Below are 16006 nucleotides of genomic sequence, written 5' to 3' on the forward strand. Positions count from 1 at the left end.
CCCGGTGGGTGGCGACCGGTGGCGCAAAGGGCTCGGGCCCGCGACCGGCGTCGCCCCCGCCACCCGGGTCGACCGGTTCGAGATCTTCTTCGACCTCGTCTTCGTGGTGTCCTTCTTCATCATCACGCGCGCCACCGCCGCGAACGTGACCCCGCGGCAACTGCTGCACGCGCTGCTGGTGCTCGCCGTGCTCTGGTGGTGCTGGGTGGTGCACAGCGCGGTCGCCGCCCGGCTGCGCCTCGGCGAGGGCTTCGTGCCGATCCTCATGGTGGTCGGCATGATCGCGCTGTTCACGTTCGCGCTCGCGCTGCCGCAGACCTTCGGCGACCTGGACAAGGGCAGCGCCGGCCCGATCCTGGTCACGATCAGCTACGTGGTGATCCGGTTCGTGCACACCGCCCTGTACTGGTACGCCACGCGCGACGACCCGCCGGCCCGGCGCAAGCTGCGGCTGTTCCTTCCGGAGGCGGTGATCTCGGCCGGCCTGCTGCTGGTGGCGGCGCTGCTGCCGCCGCGTGTGTCCCCGGAGGTCGGCCCGTGGCTGCGCGACGGGCTGTGGATCGCGGTGGTGGCCATCCAGTACAGCAGTGGCCTGCTGGCCGGCACCGACGGCTGGAAGATCACCTCGGCCGAGCACTGGACCGAGCGGTACGACCTCATCCTGATCATCGCGCTCGGCGAGTCGGTCATCTCGGTCGGCGTCGGCGGCAACCTGCTCGGCCAGCCCGTGACCTGGCCGGCGATCCCGGCGGCGATCTTCGGCATCCTGTTCACCGCGGCGCTCTGGTGGGCGCACTTCGACATGATCGGCCCGGCCGCCCGGATCGCGCTGCACGCCGCCCACGGCCCCGCGCGGGTGGCGCTGGCCCGCGATGCGTACGCCTATCTCTACCTGCCCATGATCGCCGGGGTGATCCTGTTCGCGATCGGCGCCGAGGAACTGGTCCGCATCGTCACCGACCCGGCGGGCGGCCCGATGGAGCGCGGCCACGGGCCGGCCGTGCCGCTGCTCTTCGGTGGCGTGCTCCTCTACCTCGCCGCCAACATGGCGTTCCAGTGGCGCGCGCTGCGGACGCTGTCCTGGTCCCGGGTCGGCACCGTGGTGCTGCTCGCCGTGGCGCTGCCGGTCGGCCGGCACCTGCCGGCGCTCGGTGCGCTGGGTCTGCTCACCGCCATCTGCGTGGCACTGGTGGCGGTCGAGCTGGTGATCTTCGCCGATTCCCGGGTCGCGTTGCGCCGGCTGATACACGAGGAGAAGGCCAGCGCCGAGGAGAGCGAGGCCGCCTGGCGGGCTCGCTGGCGCGACGACGGCGACAGTGCCCCGCACCGACCTTGACACAGGCCCTAGAGTCTCCGCGTGATCGAGATCGTCACCGAGGTCGACCTGTTCCACCCGCCCGCCCGGACCTGGCGGGCGCTCACGGAACGCGCGCTGCTGGCCAAGTGGTTCGCCGACAGCGCGCCCGGGTCCGAGAGGTGGATCCTCGCCACCGCCGCGCTGCCCGGCTACGACGGCGACACCGAGGTGGAGACCGTCGAGCTGCGCGCGCCGGACCGGCTGGTGGTCCGCTGCCGGGAGACCGGCCGGGCCACCCGGCTCGCCTGCGACCTGACCCCCACCGCGCACGGCACCCGGCTGTCCGTGCGGGAGGTGCTCGAAGAGGGCGACTGGGACGCCGACGCCCGCGCCGAGCAGCACGAGCAGGCGGTCACCGGACGGCTGCCCGCGATCCTCGACTGGCTGGCGTTCCAGAACGTCGACCTGCGTCGCGCCGAGGGCGGCCTGACCGCCGAACTGCCTGTGGTCCGGCTGCTCGGCGACGAGAAGCGCCGCCCCGGGCGGCGCCGGGTGCTGCTGGCAGCCGGCACGGTGACGCTGATCGCCGCCGCGGCCGGGGCCACGGTGTGGGCCACCGCCGACGAGCCGCCCGCGCCGGCCGCGCCGACGCCCACGACCTCGCTGGTGATGCCGTCCAGCGCCACGCCGTCGGCCCGGCCCACGACCGCGCGGCCCACGCCCAGTGCCAGCCGCCGCAGCGCGTCGCCCTCGCCGACGCCGTCACCCACCCCCAGCCGTACGCCGAGCGCGACGCCCTCGACGGTGGCGGCGGCACCGCTGACCGCCACCTACGAGACGGTCACCGACCGGGTCTTCGGCTACCGGGGCGAGGTGGTGCTGCGCAATCCCGGCCCGTCACCGCGTCCGGGCTGGACGGTCACCGTGACGCTGCACGACGGCGCCACAGTGGGCAGCGTGAGCGGGGCCGAGGCCACCCAGGACGGCACCGTGGTCACGTTCACCGGTGGGGCGTTGCCGGGCGGCGAGTCAGCCACCATCCGGTTCGACGTCCGCGACCCGGACCCCCAGCACGACTCCCCCGCGGCGTGCACCGCCGACAACACCCCCTGCACCCCCGCCTGACCCCTCCCTCTCCCCCTCCCGTCCGCGCCCTTGAAGCGCGTCGATCATGAGGTTAGACCGCGGGTTTGTCCGCATTGAGGGCGGTCAACTTCATGATCGACTCAGGCTGACCCGGACGGACAGTGCGCAGGCGCGCGTGGATGGGCGCGGGGGCTGATTCGGTGGGTGCGGAAATGAGTTGTTGAGTGCGTGGGAGCGCTCCCGTAACATCCCTGACGCGGCTGTTAACGCTCACAACACAATCGCCACCGCCAATGCCAGAGCCGCTGCCCCCGCAGGAGGTCAATTCATGTCCAGATCCAGGTCAGTCAATGCCATATGGGCATCGGCCGGCGCCGCGCTGCTGGCGTCGGCGTCGGTCGCCGTAGCGCTGCCCGCCGGAGCCGCCGCCGCGGGCTGCTCGGTCAACTACGCGATCTCGTCGCAGTGGCAGGGCGGCTTCGGCGCCAACGTCACCATCACGAACCTGGGCGACCCGGTGTCGAGCTGGACGCTGACGTGGTCGTTCGGCGCCGGGCAGACGGTGACCCAGTCGTGGAACACCGAGCTGACCCAGAGCGGAGCCGCTGTGACCGCCCGCAACGTCAGCTACAACGGGTCGATCCCGACCAACGGCAACACGTCATTCGGCTTCAACGGCTCCTGGGGCAGCAGCAACCCGGTGCCGACCAGCTTCGCGCTCAACGGGGTGACCTGCACCGGCGGCACCACGCCGACGAGCGGCCCGACCGGCTCGCCCACCACGGCCCCACCGACCACGGCACCGCCCACGACCCCGCCGCCGGGCGGGACGTGCAACCTGCCGTCGTCGTACCGGTGGTCCTCGACCGGTGCTCTGGCGCAGCCGCGCTCGGGCTGGGTGTCGTTGAAGGACTTCACAGTCGTGCCCTACAACGGCCGGCACCTGGTCTACGCCACCACCCATGACACCGGAACGCGGTGGGGGTCGATGAACTTCGGGTTGTTCTCGAACTGGTCGGAGATGGCCTCCGCGTCGCAGAACGCGATGTCGTCGGGGACTGTGGCACCGACCCTGTTCTACTTCGCGCCGCGCAACATCTGGGTGCTGGCCTACCAGTGGGGACCGACCGCGTTCTCCTACCGCACCTCGACCAACCCGACCAACCCGAACGGGTGGTCGTCGGCGCAGCCGCTGTTCACCGGCAGCATCTCCGGTTCCGGCACCGGCCCGATCGACCAGACCCTGATCGCCGACGACCAGAACATGTACCTGTTCTTCGCCGGTGACAACGGCAAGATCTACCGCTCCAGCATGCCCCTGGGCAACTTCCCCGGCAGCTTCGGCTCCACCTACACCACCATCATGTCGGACTCGACGAACAACCTGTTCGAAGCCGTGCAGGTCTACAAGCTGCAAGGGCAGACCCGCTACCTGATGATCGTCGAGGCGATCGGCTCCCAGGGCCGCTACTTCCGCTCCTTCACCGCCACCAGCCTCAACGGATCCTGGACCCCGCAGGCCGCCACCGAGTCCAACCCGTTCGCCGGCAAGGCCAACAGCGGCGCCACCTGGACCAACGACATCAGCCACGGCGAACTCATCCGCACCACCGCCGACCAGACCTTCACCGTCGACCCCTGCAACCTCCAACTGCTCTACCAAGGCCGCTCCCCCAACTCCGGCGGCGACTACGGCCTCCTGCCCTACCGACCCGGACTACTCACCCTCCAGCGCTGAGCCGGCCGATCGAGAAGAGAGAGGTCCGATGAGAAGGCACAAGACGACCCGTACCGCGGTGTTCTCGGCCGGGGCCGTCCTGCTGGCGTCGACAGCGGTGGCCGCGGCGCTGCCGGCCGGGGCGGCAGCCGCCGGCTGCGCGGTCACCTACGCCGTGTCGTCGCAGTGGCAGGGCGGCTTCGGCGCGAACGTCACGGTCACCAACCTCGGTGACCCGGTCAACGGCTGGACGCTCACCTGGTCCTACGCCGCCGGCCAGACAGTCACCCAGGCGTGGAACGCCACAGTGACCCAGAGCGGAGCGGCGGTCAGCGCCCGCAACGTCGACTACAACGGGTCCATCCCCACCAACGGCAACACGTCGTTCGGCTTCAACGGGGCCTGGACCAGCAGCAACCCCGCTCCGACCAGCTTCGCGCTCAACGGGGTGACCTGCACCGGTGGCACGACGACACCGACCACGTCGCCGTCCACCTCCCCGACGAGTTCGCCGACCACCTCGCCCAGCAGCCCGCCGCCCACCGGGGCGGCGGACATCACCGTCAACACCGCCAGCCGCTACCAGACCATCGACGGGTTCGGCGCCGCGGTGTCGATCTGGGGCGGCGCCTGGTCGACGGCGGAGACGCAGACGCTCGTCGGGCTCGGTCCCAACCAGCTCGGCCTGTCCATCGTGCGTACCGGCATCTCGCCGGTGTCCGGCGAGTGGGGCACCCAGGTCAGCGCGCTGCGGACGGCGAAGTCGTACGGGTCGAACGTGAAGATCATGGCGTCGCCGTGGACCGCCCCGGCGGCCTGGAAGACGAACAACAGCCGGATCAACGGCGGCAAGCTGCGCACCGACTACTACGACGACTACGCCGGCCACCTCAACAGCTACGTCCAGTACATGCGCAACCAGGGCGTGACGATCGACGTCACGTCAGTGCAGAACGAGCCGGACTGGCACCCGGACTACGACTCGATGGACTGGAGCGGCACCGAACTCCAGACCTTCGTGCGGGAGCAGGGCGCCAAGGTGCAGAACACCAAGCTGATGGTCGCCGAGGCGGTGAACCTGAACTACGGCTACACCGACCCGACGCTCAACGACGCGGCGGCCCGCAACAACATCGGCTACATCGGCGGTCACCTGTACGGCACCGAGGCGTCCGGCCGGCTGAAGCCGTACACGCTGGCGCAGCAGTACAACAAGCCGGTGTGGATGACCGAGTGGAACCTGCACGAGGCCGACGGCAGCGGCTCGAACATCTGGGGCAACCCGGCCAACGCCACGGTCTGGAACGAGACGCTCGACGACATCATGCGCACCGTGCACAAGTCGATGGAGTCGAACTGGAGCGCGTACGTCTGGTGGTACGGCAAGCGCTACTACTCGTTCATCGGTGACGGGGAGTCCGCGTACGGCACCGTGGCGGGGGCGCCGCTCAAGCGGGGGTACGCGTTCTCGCAGTACGCGAAGTACGTGCGGCCCGGCTACCAGCGGGTCGCCCTGACCAAGAGCTCGAAGGCGTCGCCGCTGGAGGTGACCGCCTACTCCGGCGACGGGAAGGTCACGCTGGTGATCCTCAACCGGTCCACGAGCGCGGTGAACAACGCGGTCATCCAGGCGCCGCAGAACGTGAGCCGGGCGGAGTACGTGGCCACGTCGCAGAATGCCAGCGCGGCGAGCCAGCCGGTGGGCGTGAACGGCAACCAGGTGACGGTGAACGTCGGCGCGCGGAGCATCTCCACGGTCGTGCTCACCCTCTGACCGGGGACACGCACGAGGGCGGGGGCGGCCGGATCGGCCGCCCCCGCTCGTGTGTGACTGCTAACTGGCGTACGTCTCGAACTCGCCCACTCTCGGCGTACCGCCGGAGCTGTTGATCTTGAAGTTGATCTTCTTCAGCGAGGTCGCGCCGAACGTGATCTGGCCGGCCCCGCTGCCGGAGGCGAGCACCGCGCCGGTGTCGTTGTTGACGAGCTGCCACGACCCGATCGAACCCGAAGTGCCCGACGGCTCGCGGATGACCACGCGGGACACGGTGGTGGCCGAGCCCCACTTGATCGAGACGGTGCCGGTCGACCCGGACGGCGACCAGTACGTGCTCAGGTTGCCGTCGCGCACGTTGCCGTAGCTGGTGCCGTCGGCCTTGCTGGACCCGTCCGCGCCGGCGCCGGAGACGAGGCTCAGGTTGGTCCCGCCGGACGGCGGCGGGGTGGTCGTCCCCGGCGGCGGCGTGGTGGGTGCGGGCGTGGTCGGCCCCGGCGTGGTCGGCCCCGGCGTGGTCGGCGCCGGAGACTGCGGCGTGCAGTTGCCGTCGGACACCCGCAGGCCGGTGTTGGCGCCCGCCGTCTGCCGCACGATGTCCGGCACGCAGCTCGCCGCGTCGAGCCGGTACGAGTACGGGACGCTCACGGTGGTCGTCGAGGTCACGTTCGGACCCGCCGGGTAGTTGTCGCTGCCGGGCGAGGACCAGGTCACGTTGTCGAAGATGTTGCCGCTGACCTGCCAGGTGCCGCGCTCGCTGGTGTAGAACGTGCCGAGCACGTCCTTGGAGTTGCGGAAGTAGTTGTTGTCCACCTTGGCCCGCGCGCCGGCCCGGGAGTTGATGCCCGACTCGTGCAACCCGTTGTAGTGGTTGTTGAACATGTGGGCGATGCCGCCGCGCAGCAGCGGCGTACGGGAGTCGATGTTCTCGTACAGGTTGTGCTCGAACGTGATGTAGCCGTTGCCGCGGTCGCTCTCACTGGACCCGATGAGGCCGCCGCGGCCGGAGTTGCGCAGGATGCTGTACGACAGCGTCACGTACTGGGTGTCGTCCTTCATGTCGAACAGGCCGTCGTAGCCCTCGGACTCCCCGCCGGACGCCTCCAGCGTGACGTGGTCGACCCACACGTTGCGGACGCTGCTCTCCATGCCGATCGCGTCGCCGCCGTTGGAGGTGGGCGAGCCGGACTTCTTGACGTTCCGCACCGTCACGTTGCGGATGATGATGTTGCGGGAGTCGCGGATGTGGATGCCGAGCTGGTCGAAGACGGCGCCGCTGCCCACGCCGATGATGGTGACGTTGCTGATCTGCTTCAGCTCGATCACGCCGTCGGCGGTGTTGCAGCTCGATCCGGAGACCTTGCTGGTGTTGCCGTGGTTGATGGTCCCGGTCACCTCGATGATGATCGGGGTGCTGCTGCTGGCCCGGCCGCACAGCGCGGCGTGGATGGCGGTGCCGGTGGTGGCGCGTACGGTCTGCCCGCCCGCGCCGCCGGTGGTGCCGCCGTTCTGGGTGGCGTAGCCGGTGGCGCTGCCGGCCGCCGCCGACGCCTGCGGGGACGGCAGCACCACGGCGACGGCGATTCCCACGACCGCCGTGGCCAGTGCCGCGTGGAGTCGCAGCGCGACTGGTCTTCTCATGTCGCCTCATTCCTTTTTCGAGCATGCGGGAATTGCCGCCGAGCAGCGGCAGTCACCGAATGGGAATAATGAGGAGCCGCGACGCGATCAGACGCGTCGCCGGCGAATGTCGTTCATCTGCGATGCCCGGATCGCACATGAAACATCGATGTAACGCAATCGTATGAAAGCGCTTTCCAGGAAGGCAAGAGCTGGCGTTTGCAGGTTTTTTGCACTGTTCGGGGCGTCCGGGCGCGCGGGGCGGCGTCTTGACGGGGTGCGTGATCGGTGGTTGCCTGCACGTCACCCAGAGATCGAAGTTTGTCTACTTCATGCCCTCACGAGGAGCGCCCATGCACCACCCCCGCACGAGCCGCCCGCTGGCGGCGGTCGCCGGCGCGATCGCCGCCGTCCTGGCCGTCTCGCCGGCGCCCGCCGCTCCCCTGGCGGAACCGGCTGTCACCGGCAACACGTGGAACGCCGACCTCACGGTCGTCGACTCCGACGACGTCAACGTCCGCTGGTCCGGCGCCGGACTGCGCCTCGCCGGCGCGGCGAGCCGACCGGCCGCCCAGCGCCGGCAGGCGGCCGAGGGCATGCTCGTCACCGCGCCCCACCCGCTCGCCGTGCCGGCCAACCGGGTCCGGGCCGACATCGCCGCGACAACCGGCCGGGGCGGCGCCGTCGAGGTGGCGGCGCGCGGCTGGCGGTCGGGCGCGTGGACCGAGTGGCGGTCCGTGTCCGGCGAGGCCGTCTTCGACCAGCCCGTCACCCGGATGCAGATCCGGGTGGCGCTCACCGCCGAACGGCCGTCCGCCACGCCCACCCTGCGCACGGTACGGCTCGTCGCCGACTCGGTCGCCGCCGTCACGGCCGCCACCCCGGGCCTCACCTACCGGGTGTACGCCACCCGCGAGGGCCTGGTCGGCGGCACCACCGCCAACGGGCACGTGATCGTCTCGCGGGACCACTTCGTCGCGCTGCCCTCGGCCCGCGGCCTCGCGCCGAAGAACACCGGCGACTACACCGTGCGGGTCTGCACCACCACCCGCAGCCGCTGCGAGTACGCGCCGGTCTGGGACATCGGACCGTGGAACACCAGGGACGACTACTGGAACCCCAGCAGCACCCGGGAGATGTGGAAGGACCTGCCGCAGGGCCGGCCCGAGGCCCAGGCCGCGTACCAGAGCGGCTACAACGGCGGCCGGGACCAGTTCGGGCGCACGGTGGGCAGCCCGGCCGGCATCGACCTCGCCGACGGCACGTTCTGGGACGGTCTGCTGCTGACCGACAACGCCTGGGTCGACGTCGCCTACCTCTGGACCGGCACCGGCACCCGGGGCCGGATCGGCAGCGGCCCGCTCAACATCCGCTCCGGCCCCGGCACGAGCAACCCCGTCGTCGGCCTGGCCGCCACCTACGCCAACGTGCCGATCGAGTGCTCGGTCGTCGGCCAGTCGGTGACCGGCCCGTACCGGACCACCACCCAGTGGAACCGCCTCGCGTCAGGACACTTCATCAGCCACGCGTACGTCTCCGGCGTGACCGGCACCATCGCGCCCTGCTGAGGACGCCCCGCCCGGGGCGGGCCGGTCCGCTGAGGACGGGCCGCCCGGGGCGCGCGCCGGTGTGCCGCCGCCCCGGGTGCGCTGGATGAGCACGACGCAGGCGAGCACCGCACCCGCCACCACCAGCGCTCCGGGCGTGACCGCCTCACCGAGCAGCACTGCCGACCAGATCAGCGTGAGCACCGGCTGGACGAGCTGGATCTGGCCGACCTTGGCGATGCCGCCCCGGGCCAGGCCGGCGTACCAGGCGAAGAAGCCGAGGAACATCGACACCACTGTGAGGTAGCCGAACCCGGCCCAGTTGGCGACGCCGCCCTGCGGAGGGTGGACGAGAGCGGCCACCGCCGTGACCGGCACGGTGACCGGGAGCGACAGCAGCAACGCCCAGCAGATCGTGCGGGCACCGCCGAGTTCGCGGGCCAGTCGGCCGCCCTCGGCGTACCCGAGGCCGCAGAGCACCACGGCGGCGAGCAGGAACACGTCGGCCGCGGACAGCGCGCCGCGCATCGAGCCGCCGGCGGCGAGGAAGGCGAGCACCAGCGCCAGACCGGCGGCGCTGGCGATCCAGAACAGCGGCGGCGGCCGTTCGCCGGCCCGCAGCACCGCGAACACGGCGGTCATGGCGGGCAGCACTGTGACGACCACCGCGCCGTGCGCCGACGTCTGCGTGGTGAGCGCCAGCGAGGTGAACAGCGGGAAGCCGACCACGACGCCGAGCGCGACGATCGACAGCCGTCGCCACTGGTCCCGGGTGGGGCGCGGCGCGCCGGTCAGCCGCAGGTAGCCCCACGCGAGCAGCGCCGCGCCGACCGCCCGTCCGAACGCGACGAACCACGGGTCGAGTGTGTGCACCGCGACGCGGGTGGCCGGCAGCGACATGCTGAAGGCCAGCACACCCAGCGCGCCGAGGGCGATCCCGGCGCCCGGCCTCACCGTTACCGTCGTGCGCGCAGTAGCGCTACTCTGTGCCGTCATGAACGATGGTAGCGCTATCGACCGTGTGGTCCGGCATCTGGGTGCGCTGGCCGCTGACGCCGCCCCCGGCACGCGGCTGCCGTCGGTACGGGAGCTGACCGCGCACCATCACGTCTCCCCCGTGACAGTCGCCGAGGCGACCCGGCGGCTCGTCGCGGACGGGCTGGTGGAGACCCGGCCGGGTCGCGGCGCGTACGTGGCCGCCCGGCGCGCCGACCCGCCGCGGGCGGACCTGTCGTGGCAGACCGTCGCGCTGGGCTCGCGGCGGGGCGGTGAGGAGGAGATGCAGGCGCTGCTGGCGTTACCGCCGTCGGGCGCGATCCCGCTGACCGGAGGCTACCTGGACCCGGACCTCCAGCCGGCTACCGCGCTCGGTGCGGCGCTCGCCCGCGCGGCCCGGCAGCCCGCCGCCTGGCAGCGCGGCCCGGTCGAGGGGCGCCTCGACCTGCGCGCCTGGTTCGCCCGCGAGGCGGGTGGCGGCCTGCGCGCCGAGGACATGGTGATCTGCCCGGGCGGTCAGGCGGCGCTCTCCTCGACGCTGCGGGCGCTCACCACGCCCGGCGACACGGTGCTGGTCGAGTCCCCCACCTACCTGGGCGCGCTCGCCGCCGCGCGCGCCGCCGGGCTGCGGGTGGTGCCCGTCCCCGCCGACACCGACGGGGTACGCCCCGACCAGCTCGCCGCCGCGTTCGCCCGCACCGGCGCCCGCCTGTTCTACTGCCAGCCGCTGTACGCCAACCCGCACGGCGCGACGCTCTCCCCCGCCCGGCGCGCCCAGGTCGCCGACGCGGTCCGCGAGGCCGGGGCGTTCCTGGTCGAGGACGACTACGCCCGCGACCTCACCATCGACGGCGACGCCCCGCCGCCGCTGGCCGCGGACGACCCGGACGGGCACGTCGTCTACCTGCGCTCGCTGACCAAGTCCACAGCGCCCGGCCTGCGGATCGCCGCGATCGGCGCGCGCGGGCCGGCCGGGGCACGGCTGCGCGCCGCCCGCCTGCTCGACGACCTCTTCGTGGCCGGGCCGCTGCAACAGGCCGCGCTGGAGTTCCTCACCGCGCCGGCCTGGGACCGGCACCGCCGCAGCCTGCGCGTCCAGCTGCGGGCCCGCCGGGAGGCGCTGCTCGCCGCGCTGGACCGGCACCTGCCGTCGCTGACACCGCGCGACGTCCCGCGCGGTGGACTGCACCTGTGGGTACGGCTGCCCGACAACACCGACGACGTAGCGGTGACCACTGCGGCCGCGGCAGCGGGGGTAACCGTCTTCCCCGGCCGTCCCTGGTACGCCGCCGAACCCCCCGCCCCCCACCTGCGCCTGACGTACGCCGCCGCCCCACCCGAGCAGATGGACGAGGCCATCCGCCGCCTCTCCACAGCCCTCCCCCACTGACCGCGGCAGCTGACGCCGCCACTCGACCCCGCCCCCGCGCGCCCCACCCCACCCCGCCCCACACCCGCGATCTTGCAGTTTGGTGCCCCTCATAGCAGGAGTAATCCGGCATCACGGGGGCCGAAAGTGCAAGATCGCGGGGCGGAAGGGGCGGGGCGGGGCGAGGGCGGGGGCGGGGCGAGGGCGGGGGCGGGGGCGGGGGTCAGTTGCGGGTGATGGTGAAGGTTGTTGTGGTGTTCTTGATGTCCTGGGCGTTGTCGGTCAGGCGGAGGTTGGTGAAGGTCGCCGCGCCGACCGCGGGGCCCTGACCCGCCTCGGGCATCTCGTTGACCCAGATGCCGAAGCCGGACTTCGCGTCGAACGCGTCACCGCTGCGCCGCGCCCCCGAGATCGACACGTTCGTCAGCACCGTGTCGGTGATCGGGTTCTCCGGCTGACTGCCGTTGTACTTGGTCTGGAACATGATCCCCGAGTACGTCGGATCGACGATGTCCACGTCGCTCACCCGGATGCCGCGGAACTCCTTCGACGCGGAGAACAACCACATCGCCGGGAACGTCTGCGCGCCCCAGAAGTGCCCGCCGGACCGGATCAGCGAGATGTTCTCGAACCGGGTGGGCGGGCTGGCGCCGAACCCGACGAACGGATAGCCGAAGTCCAGCGAGCTGATCGTGATGCCCGAGTACGTGAGCTGGTCGGCGATGTACAGGTTGCGGAACACGTTGTCGTAGCCGCCGTACACGGCCAGCCCCGCCGCCCGCCAGGTGAGCGTGGCGGTCAGGTTCTCGAACACGTTGCCGTGGTTGCCGCCTGACGCGCCCTGGTCGGTGGCGGAGAACAGCGCGAACGCGTCGTCGCCGTTGGAGCGGCCCTCCGAGTTGGTGACCAGGTTGTTGGTGCTGCCGTTCGTCATGTTCACCGCGTCGGCGAAGGTGTTGCGGAACCGGCTGTCCCGGATGGTCAACCCGTCCACGCTCACCCCCCAGTACGCGCAGACCGTGTGCTCCACCCAGACGCTGTCCAGCGTCAGGTCGTCCACGTCCTTCAGTTCGCCCCACACCTTGCCGGGCCCGTCGATCCGGTTCGTGTAGTTGCCGAAGAACGCCAGGTGGGCGAACGTCGACCCGCTCGCCGAGGACTCGACCCGGAAACCGGCGTCGGTGTTCTGCTGGTTGCGCGGCGTCTGGAACCGGGTGAACCACATGCCGGCGCCGACGACCTTCACCGCCTTGCCGTACACCTGGAACTTCTGCGCCGTCTCGTACGTGCCGGCGGGCAGGTAGACGCCGACCAGGGTGCCGGTGGTGTCCATCCGGACCGCGTCGAGCGCGTTCTGCACATCGGCGTGGCTGAACCCGGTCGGCACCTTGTAGCGGGCCGGGTCGGGGTTCGCGCGCGGCGACACCAGTTCGGTGTCGACGAAGTCGATCGCGTACGTGGTGGTGTTCGCCGGGTCCTTCTGGAGCCGGATCCGGCTGCCGGCCGGGACCGTGGTGTCGAGCAGCACGTTCGCCTCGTCGTACAGGTGCCGGGGCGCGCCGGCGCTCGGCGAGTCGCTCGGCCCGGCCTCGGCACCGTAGAGCCAGATGTGCTTGGAGGTGAGGCTCATCGGCTTGTGCAGCACGCCGTTGACGTAGATGTTGATGGTCGAGTCGATCCCGCCGCCGCCCGGCGCGTCCGGGATGGAGAAGCGGGCGACCAGGGCGTTCGCCGCCGAGCGGGTGGTCCACTCGACGTACGCGCCGGTGGTGTTCAGTGTGACCGCGCGGCGGCCGGACGCCTCCCCGGCGAGGTCGCCGATGGTGCGGTTCGGCCCGATCACCTGCGCGCCGCCGCCGGTCGCGCCGTCCTCGGCCTCGTACGCGTCGTACGGCAGGTTGGCCCCGCGGCCGACGAACAGCGACCGGTCGCTGGTGTTGTTCTGCCGCTTCACCGGCAGCTCGTTGGCGTCGTCGGCGAGGACCACCCGCACCGTGTACCGGCCGTTGGCGGCGGTCCAGGTGCCGAGCGACACCGGTCCGGCGGTGGCACCGGCGGCGATCGTGCCGCTGTACGAGCCGGTGAGCGTGCGGACCACCGCGCCGGACTGGTCGCGCACCGTCAGCGTGATGCCGTGCGCGCCGCTCGCCGACGCGATGGTGCCCTGGTTGCGCAGCGTCACCGCGAAGGAGACGCTCGCGCCGGCGCTCGGCGTGCCGGGTGACCAGGTGACGGCGGAGGCGACCAGGTCGGAGCTGGCGACCGGGCTCACCGTCAGCGGGGTCGGGCTGATGTACGAGTTGTTCGCCTCGTTCTGCTCGATCACCGCGTTCGACTCGTCGACTTTCGCGGTGAGCGGGTAGCTGCCGGCGTCGCGTACGCCGATGCTCGCCGAGACGGTGCTCGACGCGCCCGCGGCGAGCGCGCCGACGGCGGCGGTGCCGACCTTCGTCGTACCCAGGTAGAGGGTGACGGTGGTGGCGGCGGAGGCCGCGGTGCCGGCGTTGCGCACGGTGGCGGACAGCGTGATCGTGTCGGTCTCCACCGGCGCGGACGGCGACGCGGTGACGGCCGTGACGGTGAGGTCCGGGTTGGGCGCCGGAACGCCGATGACCTGGAGTTCGGCGACCTGCCCGTTGGAGGAGCCGGAGTTCGCGGTGAACTGGAGCCGGACGTCGGCGGCGGTCGCGGAGACCGGGACGGTCACCGTGTTGGCGCTGTTCGGGTTGAAGGAGTACGTCGCGGAGCCGGCCAGGCTGGTGAACCCGGACGCGGACTGTTCCCGGCCGAGCACCTGGAACGTCTGGGTGCGCGCGCCCCACGCCGGGTCCGGGTTCAGCTTCACCACGACGGCGCTGATGCTCGCGTTGGCACCGAGCGCGACGGTGAGCGTGCTCGGGTACGCGCCGGGCGCGCCCTCCCAGTACGTGGTGACGTCGTTGTCGACGGCGTTGGTGGCGGCGAACACGTGCACCATCGACGACGCGGTGGCGGGCTTGCCGACCGCCAGGTTGGTGCCGCCGGTGCCGCTGCCGGTGCGGGTGACGGTGTTGCTGTTCGCCGACACGTTCCCGGCGGCGTCGCGGGCCCGCACGTGGTACGAGACGGTGGCGCTGTCCGGCTGGCTGTCGGTCCAGGTCAGCGTGGATCCGCTCACTGTGGTGCGCAGCGTGCCGTTGGCGTACACCTCGTAGCCGGTGACGCCCACGTTGTCCGTGGACGCGGTCCAGGTCAGCCGGATCTGCCCGCTCGCCGGCTGGGTGTAGGCGAGGCTGCCGGGCGCTGTGGGCGCGACCGTGTCACCGGTGTTGCCGGTCCGGGTCACCGTGTTGCTGTTCGCCGACACGTTCCCTGCCGCGTCGCGCGCCCGCACGTAGTAGGAGACGGTGGTCCCGGCGGGCTGCGTGTCGGTGTACGTCAGCGTGGACCCGCCGACGCTCGTACGCAGCACGCCGTTGGCGTACACGTCGTAGCCGGTGACGCCGACGTTGTCGGTGGACGCGGCCCAGGTCAGCCGCACCTGGTCGGTGGCGGGCTCGGTGAACGCGAGGTTGCCCGGCGCGCTCGGCGCCTGGGTGTCGCCGCTGGCCGGGCCGTAGATCTCCAGCTCGGCGAGCTGCCCGGCGGGCCAGGCGCTGTTGGCGGTGAACAGCAGCCGCACGTACCGGGTGGACGCGGTGGGCACTGTGACAGTCACCGTGTTGCCGCCGCCCGGGTCGAACGCGTACGACGCGGACCCGACGAGCGTGCCGAACGTGGAGCCGTTCGTGCTGCCCTGCACGGTTATCGTCTGGGTGCGCGCGCCCCAGCCGGACGGCAGCCGCAGCACCAGCCGGTTGACGCCGGTGGCGGCGCCCAGGTCGGCCTGGATCCACTGCGGGAACGCGTTGTTCGGGCTCTCCCAGTAGGTGGCCGCGTTGCCGTCGTTGGCGTTGCCCGCGCCGTACACGTCGGCGTGGCCGCTCTCGGTCATGGTCCGGCCGAGCGCCAGGTTGGTCGAGGAGGTGGCCGCGCCGTACACCTCCAGCTCGGCGAGCTGCGCCGCGGCCCAGCCGGTGTTCGCGGTGATCACGACCCGCAGGTAGCGGGCGTCGGTGGCGGTGAAGCCGAGCGTCACGGTGTTGCCGGCGGCCGGGCTGAACGTGCGGGCGGCGGACGCGACGACAGTGGTGAAGCCGCTGCCGTCGGCGCTTGCCTGCACGGACAGTGTCTGGGTGCGCGCCTCCCAGGCGGCCGGGAGCTTCAGCACGACCTGGTCGACGGCGCGGCTGGTTCCCAGGTCGACCTGCGCCCACTGGGGCAGCGCGCCGCTGCTCTCCCAGTAGCTGCCCTGGTTGCCGTCGGTCAGATTGGCCGCGACGTAGGGGCCGTTGACGCTGCTGGCGGTGGCGGTGCGCCCGGCGGCGAGGTTCGGGCCGCCGGCGGCGAGTGCCGGTGGGGCGGGGGCCGCGGTGACGACCAGGCCGACCGCGGCGAGCACCGCGACGATTCCGGTACGGAGTCTGGACATGGTGGACGGACACCTTCTTCCCGGGGGAGGTGGAGAGGCGTTCGGGGGTGGGGTGCGGTGGCGCGGCGGGGGCCGGGCCGGTCCCCGCCG

9 protein-coding genes are annotated in these 16006 nt (G+C 71.8%); 6 read left to right on the forward strand and 3 right to left on the reverse strand.

Going from position 1 to position 16006, the window contains the following annotated elements:
- Positions 1–4: 4 nt before the first annotated feature.
- The 4 genes from FB455_RS28010 (at position 5) to FB455_RS28025 (ending at position 5874) form a co-directional block, all read left to right on the forward strand.
- Positions 5–1336: a low temperature requirement protein A gene (locus FB455_RS28010; RefSeq protein WP_013286161.1), complete on the forward strand. Its 1332-nt coding sequence runs from the start codon at positions 5–7 to the stop codon at positions 1334–1336.
- 21 nt (positions 1337–1357) lie between these two features.
- A complete protein-coding gene (locus FB455_RS28015) occupies positions 1358–2422 on the forward strand; it encodes an SRPBCC domain-containing protein (protein WP_030272475.1) in 1065 nt (354 codons plus the stop codon).
- A 289-nt stretch (positions 2423–2711) separates the two neighbouring features.
- Positions 2712–4121 (forward strand): non-reducing end alpha-L-arabinofuranosidase family hydrolase, encoded by a 1410-nt coding sequence (locus FB455_RS28020; protein WP_145755350.1) that lies wholly within the window; start codon positions 2712–2714, stop codon positions 4119–4121.
- Positions 4122–4149: 28 nt separating this feature from the next.
- Positions 4150–5874: a cellulose binding domain-containing protein gene (locus FB455_RS28025; RefSeq protein ID WP_145755351.1), complete on the forward strand. Its 1725-nt coding sequence runs from the start codon at positions 4150–4152 to the stop codon at positions 5872–5874.
- Positions 5875–5934: 60 nt separating this feature from the next.
- On the opposite strand, the gene FB455_RS28030 is transcribed toward FB455_RS28025, so the two are convergent.
- The gene (locus FB455_RS28030) at positions 5935–7515 is read right to left on the reverse strand and encodes a pectate lyase family protein (protein WP_145755352.1); all 1581 of its coding nucleotides are present in this window, start codon (positions 7513–7515) and stop codon (positions 5935–5937) included.
- A 332-nt stretch (positions 7516–7847) separates the two neighbouring features.
- On the opposite strand from FB455_RS28030, the gene FB455_RS28035 reads away from it, so the two are divergent.
- Positions 7848–9062 (forward strand): hypothetical protein, encoded by a 1215-nt coding sequence (locus FB455_RS28035; RefSeq protein ID WP_145755353.1) that lies wholly within the window; start codon positions 7848–7850, stop codon positions 9060–9062.
- Here FB455_RS28035 and FB455_RS28040 read toward each other — a convergent pair.
- Complete coding sequence (locus tag FB455_RS28040; protein ID WP_145755354.1) at positions 9000–9995, reverse strand: DMT family transporter; 996 nt, start codon at positions 9993–9995, stop codon at positions 9000–9002. The two genes, FB455_RS28035 and FB455_RS28040, sit on opposite strands and share 63 nt — an antisense overlap.
- A gap of 40 nt (positions 9996–10035) precedes the next feature.
- Between FB455_RS28040 and FB455_RS28045 the strand changes: the two genes are divergently transcribed.
- On the forward strand, positions 10036–11427 hold the full coding sequence (locus FB455_RS28045; RefSeq protein ID WP_145755355.1) for an aminotransferase-like domain-containing protein: 1392 nt from the start codon (positions 10036–10038) through the stop codon (positions 11425–11427).
- A 202-nt stretch (positions 11428–11629) separates the two neighbouring features.
- Here FB455_RS28045 and FB455_RS28050 read toward each other — a convergent pair whose 3' ends face one another.
- Entirely contained in the window at positions 11630–15916 is a 4287-nt protein-coding gene (locus FB455_RS28050; protein WP_145755356.1) for a discoidin domain-containing protein, read from the reverse strand.
- Between the last annotated feature and the right edge of the window lie 90 nt (positions 15917–16006).

The sequence above is a fragment of the Micromonospora sp. CNZ296 genome (assembly GCF_007827635.1).

What these genes read in the sequence shown, in the direction of transcription:
- FB455_RS28020 (WP_145755350.1), top strand. Translation starts at nt 2,712, where the DNA reads ATGTCCAGATCCAGGTCAGTCAATGCCATATGGGCATCGGCCGGCGCC.
- FB455_RS28035 (WP_145755353.1), top strand. Translation starts at nt 7,848, where the DNA reads ATGCACCACCCCCGCACGAGCCGCCCGCTGGCGGCGGTCGCCGGCGCG.
- FB455_RS28025 (WP_145755351.1), top strand. Translation starts at nt 4,150, where the DNA reads ATGAGAAGGCACAAGACGACCCGTACCGCGGTGTTCTCGGCCGGGGCC.
- FB455_RS28030 (WP_145755352.1), bottom strand. Translation starts at nt 7,515, where the DNA reads ATGAGAAGACCAGTCGCGCTGCGACTCCACGCGGCACTGGCCACGGCG.
- FB455_RS28050 (WP_145755356.1), bottom strand. Translation starts at nt 15,916, where the DNA reads ATGTCCAGACTCCGTACCGGAATCGTCGCGGTGCTCGCCGCGGTCGGC.
- FB455_RS28045 (WP_145755355.1), top strand. Translation starts at nt 10,036, where the DNA reads ATGAACGATGGTAGCGCTATCGACCGTGTGGTCCGGCATCTGGGTGCG.